The following is a 16,531-nucleotide window of genomic DNA, read 5'->3' on the forward strand; positions in this document are numbered from 1 at the left end:
GCGAATCTACCGCGAGGCTGTCGAGCTTATGAAAAGGCGAGGGTTTGGATCGCTTTTGACACTATCGTTCTTCTTCGCGATCCTCAACGTAACATTCGCACGAGTTGTACCAGAATATGGCCCGCAATCGACACTAACAGGTGATGGCCATTTCGATATTAGTATTTGCATAGCGGCAATATGGGCATCGTTAGTATTGATCACGGTGATGATGTACGGAAAACGTGGACTATGGCTTCTGATCGGAATGCCGTTTGCCCTTTTGTTGCCGGTGTTTTTTACCCTAATTGTATTGGGTTGGATTAGCTTTCCAATTTGACCTTTCATGTCGATTGCCCAACGCCTAGTCCGCGCTGGTCCGCGATCCCACTTTCATCCCGCTTGGTTCCGGTTCATCCCACAGATTAGCACTGTCAGCTTCAACATACTTCCCCTTCCCACAATGGGAAGGGGTTAGGGGTTAGGTAGCGCGAGCGTGGACGATCGCGCCGCCGAGCTCGCCTTGGACGATCGCGCTGTGGAGGCCCGAGTACATCGAGAGTACGAAGCTGTACGAATCGGCGCCGCCGATCTTTTCGATCTCGGCTTGCTTGAGCCGGATTCGATCGACGAAGGCTGCGTACCATCGCGCGTACTCGTCATTCAGATCCTCGACGCTGCCGGGCTCCCATCCTGCCTCACGCAGCATCGCCGTTATCTCAGACAATCGAATCGCATGCGGCATCATCGGATTTGGCCTGTCACCGGCCTTCGGGCCGACCGTGTAGTCGAAGATGAGGAGTTGAGCGCCGGGTTTCGCGACTTTCCGCAGCTCCGCTAGCGCCTCGCGCTGGCGATCGAACGCGTAGAACGCGTTGAGCAAATAGATGACGTCGAAGGTGCGCGCGACAGTGCGCGGAACGTCGAGCACGTCGCAAACATGAAACCCAACCTCCGGATAAGTCCCACGCGCATACTCGATAGACTCGCTATCACGATCGATTCCCTCAACCTGACCCCATCCATTGCGCCGCAAGTAGTCGGCGCTGCCGCCGCGCCCGCATCCGACGTCAAGCAGCCAACTGTCCTCGTTCTTGGAAATCGGGCGGAACGAGCGCTCGATGGCTTCTTCCTCGCCCGCATGCGCGTAGTCGCCCTCGCGAATCAGCGCGAGGATGCGCTTCCCCTCGAACGAGTTCATGTTCATCGGCCGACTCATAGTCAGACCAATATACCTGTGCTCGAGCGGCTGCGTTAAGCGGAATACGGTGGCGCTGGCGTAGGGAGCGCAAGACGCCGAAATCTACACTTACTTGCGCGAGGGCATGATTGGATACATAATCCGCCGCGTACCCGACTTTGGGGAGGAATCATGGTTATTAGAAAAGCCACTGCGGCATTTGCAACCGCGTTGCTTATCGCCTTCACAGCAGGGCAGGTTCACGCTGGAGGTGCGACGTGCAAATCGACCAACGGCGAGAAGACCCATACAGCCTCTGACGGTAGCAGTTGCCTGGCGAGTTCCGATGGAACGGGCAAGGCCAAGGCGAAAGCGACTGGAGGCGCCTCTGCTCAAACCTTCGTGGAAACCGGCGGCAAGTCCGACTCGGTCGCTTCCGATGATGCAATGTCTGAGGCGGAATCGGAAAGCAAAGGCAAGTCAACCGCCCACGCGTCGGGCGCAGGCAGTGAGGCATTCGTCGATGCTGATCAAAAAGGCATGGCAACGGCTAACGCTACAGGGGGTAGCTTCGCCAATGTGACTGCGCTCGGAAAGTGCAATGCGACAGGGATGGCCAGCGGAGATTCTACGGTCAACGCCAATTGTGAAGCAGATGGCAGTTTCGTGCACGCGACCGCGACCGGCGGTGGCGAGGCGGACGGTGACGGTACTAATCCACCAACCTGCACTCCAAACGGCGGTACCGCAAAAGTCGTTAGCAGCGGAGGCAACTGCGGATGATTGAGAGCCGCCTGCCGCGAAACAGCGCGGCGGCTTCAGGCCGGTGTGTCTAGGAGGCGAGGCGGCCGTCTGCCGGTTCCGAGTCTTGCGCGGTCGGGATTTGTTTGGTCGCTGGTTTGAGTGCCGGCGCAATCTGTCGGCCTTCGCGCCACGCGTTGTAACGCTCGAGGAATGCTTCCATGTAGGTGTAGAACACGGGAGTTATGTAGAGCGTCAGGAATTGCGAGAAGAACAGCCCTCCTACGACAGCCACACCTAGCGGGCGGCGCGACGAGCCGCCGGCTCCCAGTCCTATTGCGATAGGTAAGGTTCCCATCAGCGCCGCCATCGTGGTCATCATGATTGGCCGGAAGCGGATGATGCAGCCCTCGAAGATCGCGTCCGCCGGCGACTTGCCTTCGGTACGCTGAGCGTCGAGCGCGAAGTCGATCATCATGATTGCGTTTTTCTTGACCAGTCCCACCAGCATGATCACGCCGACGAACGCGAACAGGTCGAGCTCCATCCCGAACAGCCACAGCGTCATCAGCGCGCCGAAACCGGCTGAGGGCAGGCCGGAGAGAATCGTGATCGGATGGATGAAACTTTCGTAGAGCACGCCGAGCACCAGGTAGATGACGAGAATCGTCATCATCAGCAACACGCCAAGTCCCGATAGCGACGACTCGAATGCCTGTGCGGTGCCCTGGAAGTCGGTCGTGATGCTGTCCGGCAGAGTCGACGCCGCCAGCTTGTGCACCTCGGACAGCGCCTTACCGAGCGAAACGCCGGGCGCGACGTCGAAAGAAATCGTCGCCGACGGCAATTGTCCCGAATGATTAACCTGCAGCGGCCCGAGCGATCGCGTGAATTTAACCAGCGTGTCGAGCGGCACCAGCGACCCGCTCGATGATCGCACGTACAGCAATGACAGCGTGCTCGGCTCGGCCTGGTATTGCGGCTCAACCTCCATGATTACCCAGTACTCGTCGTTGGGCGCGTAGATTGTCGAGATCTGGCGAGCGCCGTAGGCGTCATAGAGCGCGTCCTCGATCGCGCCCGCGGAGATTCCCAGTGAGTGCGCTTTGTCACGATCGATGTCGATGCTCACCTGCGGATTCTCGACTTGCAGGTCGCTGTTGACGCCGCGCAGATCTGGAAGTTGCCGCAGTTTCGACTCGAGCATCGGCGCGTACTTATAGAGCGTCCCAGTATTCTGGCTCTGCAGAGTCATCTGGTACATACTGCGCGTGAATTGCGCGCCGATCCGAATTGGCGGCGGATTCTGCAGGAATACGCGCAGCCCCGGGACGCTGTTCAGCACCGGCCGCCACTTCGTAATCAACTGATCGGCGCTGAGCTTGCGCTGCGACGCGGGCTTGAGATGCAGGAATATGATTCCCGAATTGCTGGATCCGCCCGGGCCGCCCGACCCGACGCTGACGAAATAGCTATCGATGCTTGGATCATTTTTGATGAGGCTGGCGGCTGCCAGCTGATGCTCGACCATCGAGTCGTATGAGATTCCCTGCGCCGCGAGCGTGAAAATGATCAACTGGTCGGCATCTTCGGATGGCAGAAATCCTTTCGGGATCGCATAGAACATGTAGACCGTCGCGATCAGCAAACCGCCGGAAAAATACATGGTCGCGCGCCGATGACGCATCACCCACGACAGGCTGCGCTGATAGCCGTCGAGCATCCGATCGAAGTAGCGCTCAGTGACGGCGTAGAATTTGCCGTGCCGCTCGCTGCCGGGCGGGCGTAAGAAGCGCGAGCACAGCATCGGCGTCAAGGTCAGCGACACGAAGCCCGACACCAGGATCGCGGCGCCGATCGTGACTGCGAACTCATGCAGCAGGCGCCCCAGGATGCCGCCCATGAACAGCACCGGGATAAACACCGCCGCGAGCGAGAACGTCATCGAAAGGATCGTGAAGCCGATTTCCTTCGCGCCGTCGAGCGACGCCGTCATCACGTCCTTGCCCATCTCCATGTGGCGCACGATGTTCTCGAGCATCACGATCGCGTCGTCGACCACGAACCCGACGCCGAGCGTAATCGCCATCAACGAGAGATTGTCGAGCGAGTAGTCGAGCATCCACATCACAGCGAACGTCCCGATGATCGACATCGGCAGCGCGAGACTCGGGATGATCGTCGCGGACAGATTGCGCAGGAACAGAAAGATCACCATCACGACCAGGAAGATCGTGAGCAGCAGCGTGAACTGGACGTCGTTCACCGACGCGCGAATAGTTTCGGCGTGGTCGCCGAGCTTGATGATATGCAGCCCCGCCGGGACTTCCGACTGAAAGGCCGGAATCAGCCGCAGGACGTTGTCGACCACCTCGACCGTGTTCGTCCCCGGCTGACGCTGTACCGCCAGCACCACCGACGGCTCGCCGTTGGCCCAGCCCGCGGTCTTGTCGTCCCGCACGCTGTCGAGCACGCGCCCGACGTCGTCGAGCCGCACCGGCGAACCGTTTTGATAGGCGACAATCAAAGACCGATACGCCGCCGCGTTGGTCAACTGCCCCTTGGTGTCGACCGTGAACGCCTGATGCTGGCCGTACAGCGTGCCGGTCGGCATATCGACGTTGGCATTCTGTATCGCGGTCGAGACTTCGTCGATGCCGATGCCGCGCGTCGCGAGCGCCTTGGGATCGAGCTGAATTCGCACCGCGTACTTTTGCGATCCGTACACCTGCACTTGCGCGACGCCGCTGACCATCGAGATGCGTTCGGCGAGGTAAGTCTCGGCGTACTCGTCGACCTGCGAAATCGGCATAGTACTCGAGCTGAGTCCCATGTAGAGAATCGGCTGATCCGCCGGATTGACTTTGCGATACGATGGCGGACTCGGCATCCCGGGCGGCAATTCGGCTTGCGTCTCCGCGATCGCCGCCTGCACATCCTGCGCGCCGGCGTCGATGTTCCGCGTCAGATTGAATTGCAGCGTGATGTTGGTCGAGCCCAGGATGTTGTTCGAGGTCATCGAGTCCAGGCCCGCGATCGTCGAAAACTGCTTCTCGAGCGGGGTCGCAACCGACGACGCCATCGTCTCGGGACTGGCGCCCGGCAGGCTTGCGCTCACGACGATCGTCGGAAAATCGACGTTGGGCAGATCGTTTACCGGCAGATATCGATAGGCCATCAGGCCGAACAGGACGATCGCGAGCGAACTCAGCGTCGTCATGACAGGGCGGCGAATAAATGCTTCAGCGATATTCATGACGCGGCGCCGTTCTCGCTCAATCCGCTTTTGATTGTGACCGTCGCGCCGGGAATCAGCCTGAGCTGCCCGTCGGTCACGACCGTCTCGCCCGGCTTGAGCCCGCTGGTTACGACGGTCTGGTTGTCGATCGATTCTCCGATGACGACCGGCCTGATCGCGGCTTTCATATCGGGCTGCACCACGAAAACGAACGAACCTTGCTGCCCGGTCTGCACCGCTTGCGACGGCACCAGGATTGCCCCGGGATGTTCGCGCAGTACGAGTGTAGTATTGACGAATTCGCCCGGCCACAGGCGCGCGTCGGTGTTGTTGAACTCTCCCTTGAGATTTATCGTGCCGGTCTTCGCGTCGACGCTGTTATCAACGAAGCTGAGCTCTCCCGACTCGATCGGGCCTTGCTGCTCGGGCAGCGACACCTGCACCGCGAGTTTGTGCTCCGCCATGAACTCGCGCACGTCCGGCAGTTTCTGCTCGGGAATCGCGAAGGCGACGTACACGGGATGCACCTGGTTGATGACGACCATCGCAGTGTCGGCGTCGGGCTTCACCAGATTGCCGGCGTGAACCAGCAAGTCGCCCGTGCGGCCGTCGATCGGCGCGCGAATCTCGGTGTACTCGAGATTCAATCGAGCTGTTTGCACCGCGGCTTCGTCAGCCGCCATCGAAGCCGACAGCGCGCCGGCAGTTGCCTCGACCTGATCGTATTGCTGGCGCGATCCGACCCCCTGCCTGAGCAGCGTCGAATAGCGCTGCTCGTCGGCGGCGGCCTCGCGGTACTGCGCGCGGTCCTTGGCGAGATTCGCCTGCGCCTGTTGCAGCGCGGCCTGGAACGGTCGCGGATCGATCGTGAACAACAGGTCGCCCTGCTTGACGTCCTGTCCCTGGCGGAAATGCACCTGCATGACCTGGCCGTTAATTTGCGCTTTTATATCGACGGTCGAGAACGCCTCGACCCGGCCTATCGCGCGGATCGTATCGGCGACCGTCTTCTGCACGACCTTGGCCGCGAGAATCGGCACCGCCTCGTGCTCGCCGAAAGTATCGGCCGGACCGTGCGAGCATCCTGCCATCGCAATCAGTGCGATCGTCGTAACAAGAGCGGTCGCGCACCAATCCTTCAACGTGAGATTGCCTTTCAATTCTCGACCAGAATAACCATGCCGCCGGGACAGAGTTACGGCCCCGCAGGTAACGTCGCGGATACTATCAGGCTGGCGCGAGTCGAGGAAAATATGGATTGTCGACCGAAACCGCGCTCCCAGTCAGTTCTAAGCTATTTCACGGAAGCCCCATCCGACGCCAAGGCCGGGTGATGCGCTGGCAGTCTACAGAAGCTATCGCTTTCGATTTGCAGCGCACGATTGAATCGCGCGCGCATATTCTCGAGCGCGATAGTCGCAGTCAGGTCCACGATTTGCTCCGTATTGAAATGGCGCTTGAGTTCCTCGAAAACCTCATCGGGAACGTCCACCGACTCCAGCGTCATCTCCTCTGTGTAGCGCAGCGCGGCGCGCTCTGCCGGACTGAACAGCGGATTCTCAGCGTACTCCGCCAGTGCGGCGAGCTTCTCTTCGCTAAGTCCGCTTCGGCTGCCACCGGCAGCGTTGATGTCTATTCAAAAGACGCAGCCGATCATCTGCGCCGCGCGCAGGCAAACCATCCGCTTGAGCGCTTGCGGGGTAACCTTCGAGCTCTCAATCGATTGCTGGAATATCGCCATCGTGAACGTGATGCCCGGCCGGTACGCCCACGCCTTAAATGGAGTGAGAACCTTGCCCATTTGGCGCTTCATCATCCAGGTCAACGGCTTCAGCATCCAGCTAATCCGATTTTCTTCGAGAGGCTCGATACGCATTGAAATAGACTCCCGCTATGCGGCCCGCGCAGTGGCGGCGCGAGTTTCATCCGACTGACTATATAGGATAGCAGTAATCGCGATTAGTAAGATCGCCGGAATGTAGATACCCAGTACCTCGGTCACAAGATGCTCAGTCGAGAGCAATCCCGCCGCATGAGAGTATAGATGCAAAGCGGAATGCATCACGCCGGCAACCGCGGCGACTACCACCGCGATCGCGTTGCGGCGTGGATTCAGCGCAGCAGCTACCAGTCCCACACCGACCGCGAGAAAAAACGTCCCGCCATCCATCACCAGGTGCATATTGTACGGTCCCGTCTCAGGCACTCCCGGCACCAGCTTGAAGAACCACGCCGAAGGAAAGAAGAACATCTCAATTCCATTGACGATATGGATTGCGGCAAGAATCCAAAGAACAGGAACGATCCATCGAGGCGTGTTGGAAGTCATGCTGTGCCTCCCGCAAGTTAGATCTATATCGGCGGCAAACACGAAGCCACGAATCGCGGCGACGGGTAAGCAGGTCAGTTTGAAAATGAAAACTTTTCCGACGAAAGTGCCTTCGAGCCGTAGCTGAAGAGTGCCCTGTCCAACGTGCGCGGATCGCCCTCCGTCTTGCAGAGAGCGGCGAGCTCCGAGAAGAGTGGGCGGAATGAATCCAGATACCAGCGAACAGTGTTCTTCGGAGCCTGGTCGTTGCGCAGTCGAGCGATTGCTCTCCTTACCCGCGAGTCAATCATAGGGAAATGCCCTCCGCTGATGAAGTGGAGTAGTGTGGTCGCGCGGGGCACCCCGAAGGGTTTCTCCACCACCCGTCCACCTTTTTCAAATTTGTCCGTGTACATTCTGCCGGACCAATAATTCAAAAAAGCTTCCACGTCGCTTTCTTCCGGGCATTTTGGCAATTTCTGAACCGCCTCCATCCAAATTGGATAGGCCACATGAGCAACGTTGGGCTTCCACAGACGCGGTGTTTTTGCGCCATCCTTCCACTTGCCGATTCGTACAAAATCTTCGGCTGACAGCGACTCGTGTTTCCCAATCAAATCCCTGTACTCTTTCTCGTCATGTTCCTGATACCGGCCATCCCACACGCGCAACCATTCTTGCGGCGTGCTGTCCCTCAACTCCAGAATTCGAAATCTGAATCGGCTCATGCGCTTAGGATATTATCAGAGGGAAGACCCACCCTCGCTCAAAACTGACCACTATCCGGCGACGCGGCACCGATTCGAGCTTTGCCATCCCGACCGAAGCGAGGAGCGCAGAGAAGAGCCTCCCCTGAGCCCCTCGAAGGGACCTCGGACAGCTTCGCGCACGCGAAGCCGATACCGGTTCCGAGTCGCCGCATCCAATTCTGTTCAGGGATGAACTGTTCATCCTTACCCCCGTTGGATTTGCCGCGCTAAGACTGCTGTATGGTCAACCGCCAGGATGTACGCATGCCCGCTGCGCTCGGCCGAAGTCGGGCGACTCCCGCTTCCAGCAAAATTAATTTTGACGGAACGAAGCTACCGGTGGTAGCCGTCCCATCCCAAACCACAACATAGGGTATGAATTGGCTCTTTCCGGTCTATTCGGTCAGTCAGAACCACGCCCGCAGCGACGCCGCAGAGTGCGCTAGATGCTCAGATGATACAACTCCGCGACGTTGTCGTGCAGCACCAGGTTCTTCTCATCCGCCGTCATTCCGACCGTGTGCTTGCTGATCACGTCTTGCGACCACGGCCACGTCGAGTCGCTATGCGGGAAGTCACTGGCCCACATCAGGCGCTTGATGTTGCAAAGATCGCGCACCTGGAACGCCACGTAGTCGTCCTGGAACGTCGTGTACACGTTCTCGCGGAATCCATCCGACGACCAGAGTAACGCCCGCAATGGCCGCTGGCGTCACTGAGACTCTGTGGTCGATTGATGATATGGTGCGAATCGTGGATGAATGGAAAGCGAGCCAGAAGGACGAAGAGCAATGAAACCCAGCCACGCAGCCACGCTCGCGCTTCTATATTGCGCTTTGTTGTTAGACACGAGCCCAGATCGGCACGGTTTCTATGAATGGGCAGGAACGTTCCGCACGAAGCAGGAGTGCGAACAAGTACTGTCCCAAGAACAGACTCACTACTACAACATGAATCCGGGCATGAAAGTGGCCTGGTGGGTGCGCGGTCTTTCGGGCTCATGTAAGACCTCGGACGAGATTTTAAGAACGCCGCCACCCTCGGCCGCCGCCACGAATACGAACGTGCGTCCGACCAGGTCCAGTCTGGTCCGGACTAGTCCGGCATCCCACTATGTCGTCCCGTTCCCGTCCCACCAGATCCCGTCGATTTCAAACTGACCCACTACCTACCGGTGGTAGCCGTCCCATCCCAAACCACAGCATAGGGTATGAATTGGCTCTTTCCGGTCTATTCGGTCAGTCAGAATCACGCCCGCAGCGACGCCGCAGAGTGCCCTAGATGCTCAGATGATACAGTTCCGCGACGTTGTCGTGCAGCACCAGGTTCTTCTCATCCGCCGTCATTCCGACCGTGTGCTTGCTGATGACGTCTTGCGACCACGGCCACGTCGAGTCGCTATGCGGAAAGTCGCTGGCCCACATCAGGCGCTTGATGTTGCAAAGATCGCGCACCTGGAACGCCACGTAGTCGTCCTGGAACGTCGTGTATACGTTCTCGCGGAAATACTCACTGGGCATCTTGCTCAGCGTGCCGGCCGGCAGCCAGTAGCGATGCCGGTCATATGCATGATCCATGCGGTACATATAGTGCGGCACCCATCCAGCGTCCGCCTCGACGCATACGACTTTCAACTTCGGATGGCGCTCGAAAACTCCGCCGAGCACGAAAGTGCCAATGATGTCCTGGCATCCGCGGATGATCGACAGGAAGCTGTTGAGCTTAGGCCCGCGCGTCTGGAAGTTGTCGCTGCTGCTGGTCAGGATGTGAAAGCTCAGCGGCATCTCGAGATCGATCGCGGCTTCATAAAAGGGCGCATAGATAGGACTGTCGTAGTCCTCGAGCGCAGGATTGCCGGGCATCATGACGCCCTTCAGCCCGAGCTCCTTCATCTTGCGCAGATCGGTGATACCTTCTTCGACCGATCGCATCGCAGTCTGCCCGGTTCCGATCAACCTATCGGGATACGCGGCGCAGTACTCGCCTATCCAGAGGTTGTAAGCGTCGAAGCATGCCTTCTTGTAATCGAAGTCGCGATGGTTGCAGAGGATCATACCGACCGTCGGGTAGATCACTTCGGCCGCGACCCCGTCGCGATCCTGGTCGGCCATCCGCGCATTTGGATCCCATCCGCCCTTATGCAGCTCTTCGAACTTTGCGCCTGTCGTTTTTAGTTCACTCGCGGCTTTGCCGGCGGCTGCGGCCAGCGCGACGTTGATCGGACGCGGGAAGTCCTTGACGATAAAGACATCGCCCAGCTTCTCGTCATGCACCATGTGCGGCGCGGTATCCTTATACTTGTGATCGATTCGATCAATGTAGGTGTTCGGCGGCTCGGTTATGTGAGAGTCGGCTGAGATGATTGGTTTTTGCATCGTACGTCTCTCGATTGGCTTCGCTGCGGCGCGAAATCCTGACCGGGTTTTTCAGCGAAAATTGAAAAAATGATAACTGCTGAGATTTGTATTACTAGACCATCGCGGAATTTACAACGCGGCGGCAACATACCGATCGGTCTGGAATGTCGAGGGCCCGAGCGTATTCCCGGCGGACATCACGGGCACTGTCGCGCCAGCGTCGAGCGCCGCGCGTTCGATTTTCCGGCGAATCACGATCGGCTGGCTGCGGACGCGGGAGGAATTGAGGCGGTAATCGTCAATGGAAGAGTCATAGGGCGCCAGAACAAGGACCAGGTGGTACCAGAGGACTCATTACCGACCAAGCTACTGAGCCACGGACATGCAAGGCCGTAGCCGCGAGACCTAGGACAAGGTTTGGGGTGGCAGTCGAGCTTTTTTGAGGCGTCGCACAAACCTAGCTTTATAGAATTGCAATTACTAGTAACTCCAGCAATTATAGTTATCAGGGTAAGTTACTATTCAGACTACAGCGGCCGGGGACCTGGAGGAGTACTCAATTGGAAATCGATAAGATTGTTGAAGACTTGAAGAAAGAAAGAGACCGGCTGGTCAAAGCGATCGCTGCCTTGGTAGGCGCTGGATCTCCTGCTACCGGCAAGCGCCGAGGCCGCAAACCTGGTCCTAAGGCGAGCACCACCACCGGAAGGCGGCGCGGCGGCATCAGCACGGAAGGTCGCAAGCGGCTGTCCGAGCTCATGAAGAAGCGATGGGCCGAACGCAGAAAGAAAGGAATGACGAAACTCGGCAAATAGCGGGACGGCGTTTCGAGCGCCGTCTAAAAGTGTGCGGTTGATTCACGACCGTCGCGTCCGCACAATCTTCAGATGGCGAATTCAGTACAACACGCGTTCGATCTTGCGGCGGAAGACTATGACCGCACGCGACGCCGTCTGGTGCCCGGATTCGACGACTTCTACCGCGCGGCGATCGATCTTATCCGCTTCCCGCGCGAAAGCACGCTCAAGGTTCTCGACCTCGGCGCCGGCACCGGTCTGATGGCGGCATTCATCGCGTACAGTTTCCCCAATGCGCGAATCACCATGGTCGACATCTCGAACGAGATGCTCGCGCGCGCACGTGCACGCTTCGAATTGGCGGGCGAGCGCTTCCGCTTCGAGGTTTCCGACTACGGCGTCGATCGGATCCAGGAGAAATACGACGCGGTCGTCTCGGCGCTGTCGATACATCACCTGAGTGACGAGCAAAAACGCTCGCTGTTCGATCGAATCTACAGCGCGCTCAACGACGGCGGCGTATTCGTCAACGCCGAGCAGTTTCGATGCGCGACTCCGGAGCGGCATAAGTTCCATCACGACCGATGGGTCACGCGAGTGCGCGAACTTGGGGTTGACGATCGCGATCTGACGGCCGCGCTCGAGCGGATGAAGTTCGATCGCGCGGCGACGCTGGAAGATCAGCTCGAATGGCTTCGAGCGGCAGGGTTCCGTGACATCGACTGCGCGTACAAGAACCTTATCTTCGCCGTTTACTGCGGAATCAAGTAGCGCTCAGCATTCGAGTCGCGTATGCCGCGGCCGCGAGAAAGACAGAGTCGGGTTTGATCGCATGCTCGCGTAAACAAACCTCAGTGAATTTGATCGCGTGCTCGTCGCCGCATGCTATCGCACGATCTATGAGTTCATCCTTACTCCCGACCTTGACCTCATCGTAGCGCGATAGGTCTGTACGCGTGCCGAAAGTCGCGTACATCGCAGCCGCAGTTTGCCACGCGTACGCGAGCGAAGCGTGCACAGTCTTATCTCGCAGGTGGGGAATCAAAGGACGCAGAGCGGACGGGCCGGTGATCGCGTGAACGAATGCGATGGTCGTGTAGGTGTCGTGCGCGTTAACCAGAAAGACGCGCGCAAAGGTCGCAGTCAGATCGGAAAGGAATGCAGTCGTATCGCCGGACGGATCGACCGCGTCCAGCGTATCCTTGAACGGCCGGAAGGAGTCGAGCTGCGCGAACGCGTCGGTGAAAGCCCCGAAGTTGCCACGGCGTATCTCGGGCGGAATCGTCTGCACGCGAGCTATCGCCTGTGACGGCATCGCGCGCGCAGGGCTATGCCGCTCAGCGGGAAGCGGCAGGTATTCGGCGGCCCAGTATGCTAGCCCGTCGGCCAGTTCGCGCCGACGCGCGGGATTGTTGTCCTCGAGAGCTAGCGCGCGAGTCGCGTGGCCGGTGCGAATCAAGCCGTGCGTCGCGGCCGCCATCAGCCCCGGCGCCAACCGCGCGGCCCAGGTGTCCAGCACTTCGGGCCATGAGTGCTCTTCGAGTTCATTGCGAAAGAACTCGAACCAATCCTCAGTGCGACGTTGGTCGCCAATCGCGAGGCGCCAATTGTCGTCGGTGAGACGCGCGACTCGTGCACGCCGCGGCATTAGCGAGTGTCGATAGCTCTCGAACCACGGCATGACAGCGTCGCCGCGCTGCATCGCACACATCGCTTCAATCGCCATCGGCGCATGATTGGAAAGCCCGTTGCTCAGGTCTGGACCCATCGGCGCCATGGCTTCAAGTGTTTCATCGAGAGCGGAGTAATCAGTGGGGTTCATTTTCATCGACCTTCAATTTTCGTCGAAGACGTGCTCGCCGCGATTCAACCGCAGCGCTATCTGATAGGTCTGCGCCTGCGCGCGAACAGTCGGAGCGTGTGCAGCCAAATAGCGCGTCGTCGCGATCAGCACGTGCGCAGCCGCGGAAGTTCCCTTCAGGATCGAGTACTGATGCAACGCGGCCTCGATATCCTGGATCGCGTGGAAGTCGCGATCCTCGCGCAACAAGGAGTTGCCAAGAGTGGCGAGCAACGCGCCGGGTTCACCGCCGGCGGCCAGGTATTCAGCAACGAGCGTGCCCGTTTGATTCACCTGCTGCTGCCGATCGAGCAGGGTGGGCAATTCCGCGAGCCTGTCCGCAGCGCTTCTTCCATTGCCGTTCGTCTCGGGAAGCTTCGCGGCCGGCACGTTGAGAAATCGATTGAGGTAGACCGTCATCGCACCGTCGAAGATTCCGCGAACCAACTCCACCGAATCGACCCGGCGCACCGATTGATGAACCGCGTTGGCAAACGTGAAGCTGTGATGGGCGGTGTCCCAATCGCCAAACTCGTTGCTGGTGGGGAAGCGCGCGATCCGAAGCGACGCAGCATATGCAACGGCACCGGCGAGATCCGCGGGCGCGCATCCGTCGCGCAGAGCCGCAAGCATTGCGTCGACGACAGCTTGAGGATCATCGCCGAGAATCACCGCCACGAGAGCGTTTCGATCGGACCAGTTGGGATGCGAACGCCGGCCGAGATCGAGCGCCTTGGGAATCGTCTCGAATGCGGTCTCGAGAATCGCGACGAGGTCCACCGGATTGCGCCACGAATTGGATTCTTCCATTCGAGTGCCAGTCGCGTAGCCGCGCGCGAGGCTGGCGAGCACGGGCTCAGCGAGATCCCATCCTGCGTGATCGAGCGCCTCGAACGCCTTGTTGGTGAAGTCGAGCGTATGGCCGCCGTCGAGATAGCGATGGTCGGTCGCCGCCGCGAACATCATATCCGCGACTTCGCGCGGCGTGGCTCCCGTGCGCACGGCCGACACTATGCATCGTTCGGCGCCATCGGTGTCGCGTACTTCGACAAATCTGCGGAACCATCGCTTGATCTCCGCGAGGCTCGCGCCAATCCCCGGCAGCGGGCGCATCTCGAATCGTGGCGGATGCCCGTCCGAGTCGTTGGCGACTGAGCACAGCCCGTGAAACATCGCGCGCGCGCGATCCTCGACGCGCAGATGCGGCAGCAGGTTCATCATGCAAGTGAGAGTCGTCAGGCCGGCGCCCCATCCGTCGCGCCGGTAGTGCGTGCCGAATTCGAGTCCGATCCGAAACGCTTCGCGCGCGTCGCCGGTTTCGTCGAGCATCGCGATCACCGACTTGCCGATCACCAACGACAGGTTGCGCTCGATGCCGTCGCGCAGGCGCTCGACGCGGTGCCGGTGCGAGTCGCCGCGCGGTGCGAGATCGATCCAGATGTCACCGCCTTCGACCTTAACCGGGAATGCGCGCACGTCGTCCGCCCACGGATCGAATGCGCCCCCGCTATGCAGGTCGAAGCGCGCGTGATGCCAGTGGCAGGTGAGGATGCAATCCTTAACGGTGCCGCGATCGAGTGGAAAGCCCATGTGGGGGCATCGATTGTCGACCGCGAAGATTCCCTTGGGCGTATGGAACAGTGCGATCACGTGACCGTCGAGGTTGACGGTCGTGCGGTCGCCTTCCGGCAGATCGGCGAGCGATGCGGCGCGAACGTAAGTGCGATTGGCGGATTCGATCGACTGCGAATTCATCGATGCGCCCTCCTCGATTCTCGAATAATTGGTAAAGTACTCGCTTTATAAACTAAGTCAAGCTCGAACTTGACTAATAATTCGAGGCCGGTACCATCGATTGTCATGCAGCACGATGCCCGCGCCGAGGAAGGCGTTCTGTTCCAGCTCAAGACTCGGGGACCGCAAACGGCGGCCCAAGTCGCGCGTCGTCTGGACGTGACTGCCATGGCGGTGCGGCAGCATCTCTATCGCCTCAAGCTGGAAGGTCTGGTTGAGTTTACCGACGAACGGCGCAAGGTAGGGCGGCCGGCGCGCGTCTGGCGATTGACCAGCGCCGCGGCTGAGCGCTTTCCCGACACGCACGGCGACCTGACGGTCGAGATCATCGCCGCCATGCGCGCGGCATTCGGCGAAGCCGGAATGGACAAGCTGCTGCGCGAGAGAACTCGCCGCCAGATCGACGAATATCGCACACGGCTTCGCCCGGCTGGGACTTCGATCGCAAAGCGCGTGCAGGCGTTGGCCGAGATTCGCCGCGAGCAGGGATACATGGCCGAATGCACGCGGATGCCCGATGGCTCGATGCTGTTGGCGGAAAATCATTGTCCGATCTGCGCGGCGGCATCGACGTGTCAGGGTTTATGCCGCGAAGAGCTGTCGCTGTTCCGCGCGGTGCTCGGCGACAAGGCGCAGGTCGAGCGCACCGATCATATTCTGGCGGGGGCGCGCCGCTGCGCATATAGGATCACGCCGGCGGCGGATTAGCGGGTGGGGGTGTTACGGCGCTTCGAGGCTGAACGCAACCTTCAGATCGTCACTCGCGAACGGATAGACGTGGATCATCCAGCCGAAAATCTGCTTGTGAAAATTTCCGTCCGCCGCCTCGCAGTCCGCCTGATTTGAAATCGTGCCGGTGAAGCCGAAGCGCGGATCAGCGAGATAGCCGACGCGCATCCGCACGGAATCACCAGCGCCGCTGCCGCGACCAAACTCCTCCGGTGCACGAGCCGCCGAAGAAATATCCGGACGCATCCTGGCGGCTACGTTGCCATTCATCACGTCCTCTTCGGTCACGCCCTTCGGCAGGCAGATGTTGGTATGCGCGTGCCAATGGGAAAGGCTCAGCGGGATCCGCGCGTCGAGCTGCTCGGGAGTGTCCCCGGCCGGCGCGTCGTACATCGCACCGACCAACTTGTATCCACCGAACGTTTTCTTTTCGTAGAGGAGCGAGCCGGGGCGCGCGAGATCAAAATCGCCCATGTACTCGGAAGCCGTCGCCTCTCGATTCGAGAAGTGGTAGACGTCCTGCGGCACCGACTCCATGTAAGGCAAGTATCCGTCTGCGATCGCAACCTTGTAGTCCTCGTACTTGGCGAGCTTCGCGCGCATCGTCGCGACGATCTGTTCGCCGCGCTGGGTGTCGTGGGGCGTCATCGGTCGCGACACGGTCATCGTCATGTGGTCGCTCATTTTCATGTGCGCGCCCATCTGGCCCATCGCGCCGGTGCCGCCGCTGTCGCTGCCCGAGTCCATGTCGTCCATGTCGTGCGCGACGGCGTGGGAAACGGCCGCGGTGACAATCAACGCGATCGCGACGAGCAGGAC

General features: G+C 59.6%; 16 protein-coding genes. 4 read left to right on the forward strand and 12 right to left on the reverse strand.

The annotated features are described in order from the left end of the window. Positions 1-460: 460 nt before the first annotated feature. Positions 461-1,198, reverse strand: coding sequence for a class I SAM-dependent methyltransferase (locus WB650_RS20445; RefSeq protein WP_423961833.1), 738 nt, complete (start codon positions 1,196-1,198; stop codon positions 461-463). Between the two features lie 153 nt (positions 1,199-1,351). Between WB650_RS20445 and WB650_RS20450 the strand changes: the two genes are divergently transcribed. After that, positions 1,352-1,942, forward strand: coding sequence for a DUF6764 family protein (locus WB650_RS20450; protein ID WP_423961835.1), 591 nt, complete (start codon positions 1,352-1,354; stop codon positions 1,940-1,942). A gap of 49 nt (positions 1,943-1,991) precedes the next feature. On the opposite strand, the gene WB650_RS20455 is transcribed toward WB650_RS20450, so the two are convergent. The 8 genes from WB650_RS20455 to WB650_RS20490 form a co-directional block, all read right to left on the reverse strand. Further along, complete coding sequence (locus tag WB650_RS20455) at positions 1,992-5,156, reverse strand: efflux RND transporter permease subunit (RefSeq protein WP_423961837.1); 3,165 nt, start codon at positions 5,154-5,156, stop codon at positions 1,992-1,994. Further along, positions 5,153-6,298: an efflux RND transporter periplasmic adaptor subunit gene (locus WB650_RS20460; protein WP_423961838.1), complete on the reverse strand. Its 1,146-nt coding sequence runs from the start codon at positions 6,296-6,298 to the stop codon at positions 5,153-5,155. Before WB650_RS20460 ends, WB650_RS20455 begins: the two co-directional genes overlap by 4 nt. Before the next feature lie 134 nt (positions 6,299-6,432). Then, on the reverse strand, positions 6,433-6,630 hold the full coding sequence (locus WB650_RS20465) for a hypothetical protein (RefSeq protein ID WP_423961840.1): 198 nt from the start codon (positions 6,628-6,630) through the stop codon (positions 6,433-6,435). Positions 6,631-6,774: 144 nt separating this feature from the next. Further along, entirely contained in the window at positions 6,775-7,014 is a 240-nt protein-coding gene (locus WB650_RS20470; protein WP_422305098.1) for a hypothetical protein, read from the reverse strand. A gap of 15 nt (positions 7,015-7,029) precedes the next feature. Next, on the reverse strand, positions 7,030-7,467 hold the full coding sequence (locus tag WB650_RS20475) for a hypothetical protein (protein WP_422305096.1): 438 nt from the start codon (positions 7,465-7,467) through the stop codon (positions 7,030-7,032). Between the two features lie 74 nt (positions 7,468-7,541). Beyond that, on the reverse strand, positions 7,542-8,174 hold the full coding sequence (locus WB650_RS20480; RefSeq protein WP_422305094.1) for a hypothetical protein: 633 nt from the start codon (positions 8,172-8,174) through the stop codon (positions 7,542-7,544). Positions 8,175-8,637: 463 nt separating this feature from the next. Then, the gene (locus WB650_RS20485) at positions 8,638-8,895 is read right to left on the reverse strand and encodes an amidohydrolase family protein (RefSeq protein WP_422305092.1); all 258 of its coding nucleotides are present in this window, start codon (positions 8,893-8,895) and stop codon (positions 8,638-8,640) included. A gap of 577 nt (positions 8,896-9,472) precedes the next feature. After that, on the reverse strand, positions 9,473-10,570 hold the full coding sequence (locus WB650_RS20490) for an amidohydrolase family protein (RefSeq protein WP_423961842.1): 1,098 nt from the start codon (positions 10,568-10,570) through the stop codon (positions 9,473-9,475). A gap of 542 nt (positions 10,571-11,112) precedes the next feature. Between WB650_RS20490 and WB650_RS20495 the strand changes: the two genes are divergently transcribed. Together WB650_RS20495 and WB650_RS20500 are read left to right on the forward strand one after the other, a co-directional pair. Then, positions 11,113-11,367 carry a hypothetical protein gene (locus WB650_RS20495; RefSeq protein WP_422307339.1) on the forward strand — a complete coding sequence of 85 codons (255 nt, stop codon included), beginning with the start codon at positions 11,113-11,115 and terminating at the stop codon, positions 11,365-11,367. 72 nt (positions 11,368-11,439) lie between these two features. Continuing rightward, positions 11,440-12,120 (forward strand): class I SAM-dependent methyltransferase, encoded by a 681-nt coding sequence (locus WB650_RS20500; RefSeq protein ID WP_423961845.1) that lies wholly within the window; start codon positions 11,440-11,442, stop codon positions 12,118-12,120. On the opposite strand, the gene WB650_RS20505 is transcribed toward WB650_RS20500, so the two are convergent. Then, positions 12,113-13,171, reverse strand: coding sequence for a questin oxidase family protein (locus WB650_RS20505; protein ID WP_422305664.1), 1,059 nt, complete (start codon positions 13,169-13,171; stop codon positions 12,113-12,115). The genes WB650_RS20500 and WB650_RS20505 overlap by 8 nt on opposite strands. Before the next feature lie 12 nt (positions 13,172-13,183). Next, positions 13,184-14,944 (reverse strand): Rieske (2Fe-2S) protein, encoded by a 1,761-nt coding sequence (locus WB650_RS20510; RefSeq protein WP_422305663.1) that lies wholly within the window; start codon positions 14,942-14,944, stop codon positions 13,184-13,186. A 105-nt stretch (positions 14,945-15,049) separates the two neighbouring features. Here WB650_RS20510 and WB650_RS20515 point away from each other — a divergent pair, with 105 nt between their 5' ends. After that, positions 15,050-15,691 (forward strand): helix-turn-helix transcriptional regulator, encoded by a 642-nt coding sequence (locus WB650_RS20515; RefSeq protein WP_422305662.1) that lies wholly within the window; start codon positions 15,050-15,052, stop codon positions 15,689-15,691. Positions 15,692-15,703: 12 nt separating this feature from the next. On the opposite strand, the gene WB650_RS20520 is transcribed toward WB650_RS20515, so the two are convergent. Continuing rightward, on the reverse strand, positions 15,704-16,531 hold an 828-nt coding region (locus tag WB650_RS20520; protein ID WP_423961848.1), incomplete at its 5' end, for a hypothetical protein.

The sequence above is a fragment of the Binatus sp. (SeqCode) genome, assembly GCF_049584895.1.
Lineage (GTDB): Bacteria > Desulfobacterota > Binatia > Binatales > Binataceae > Binatus.

Coding starts and splice junctions, on each gene's coding strand:
- WB650_RS20445 (WP_423961833.1), bottom strand. CDS start 1,198: ATGAGTCGGCCGATGAACATGAACTCGTTCGAGGGGAAGCGCATCCTC.
- WB650_RS20450 (WP_423961835.1), top strand. CDS start 1,352: ATGGTTATTAGAAAAGCCACTGCGGCATTTGCAACCGCGTTGCTTATC.
- WB650_RS20455 (WP_423961837.1), bottom strand. CDS start 5,156: ATGAATATCGCTGAAGCATTTATTCGCCGCCCTGTCATGACGACGCTG.
- WB650_RS20470 (WP_422305098.1), bottom strand. CDS start 7,014: ATGCGTATCGAGCCTCTCGAAGAAAATCGGATTAGCTGGATGCTGAAG.
- WB650_RS20475 (WP_422305096.1), bottom strand. CDS start 7,467: ATGACTTCCAACACGCCTCGATGGATCGTTCCTGTTCTTTGGATTCTT.
- WB650_RS20480 (WP_422305094.1), bottom strand. CDS start 8,174: ATGAGCCGATTCAGATTTCGAATTCTGGAGTTGAGGGACAGCACGCCG.
- WB650_RS20490 (WP_423961842.1), bottom strand. CDS start 10,570: ATGCAAAAACCAATCATCTCAGCCGACTCTCACATAACCGAGCCGCCG.
- WB650_RS20500 (WP_423961845.1), top strand. CDS start 11,440: ATGGCGAATTCAGTACAACACGCGTTCGATCTTGCGGCGGAAGACTAT.
- WB650_RS20505 (WP_422305664.1), bottom strand. CDS start 13,171: ATGAACCCCACTGATTACTCCGCTCTCGATGAAACACTTGAAGCCATG.
- WB650_RS20510 (WP_422305663.1), bottom strand. CDS start 14,944: ATGAATTCGCAGTCGATCGAATCCGCCAATCGCACTTACGTTCGCGCC.
- WB650_RS20515 (WP_422305662.1), top strand. CDS start 15,050: ATGCAGCACGATGCCCGCGCCGAGGAAGGCGTTCTGTTCCAGCTCAAG.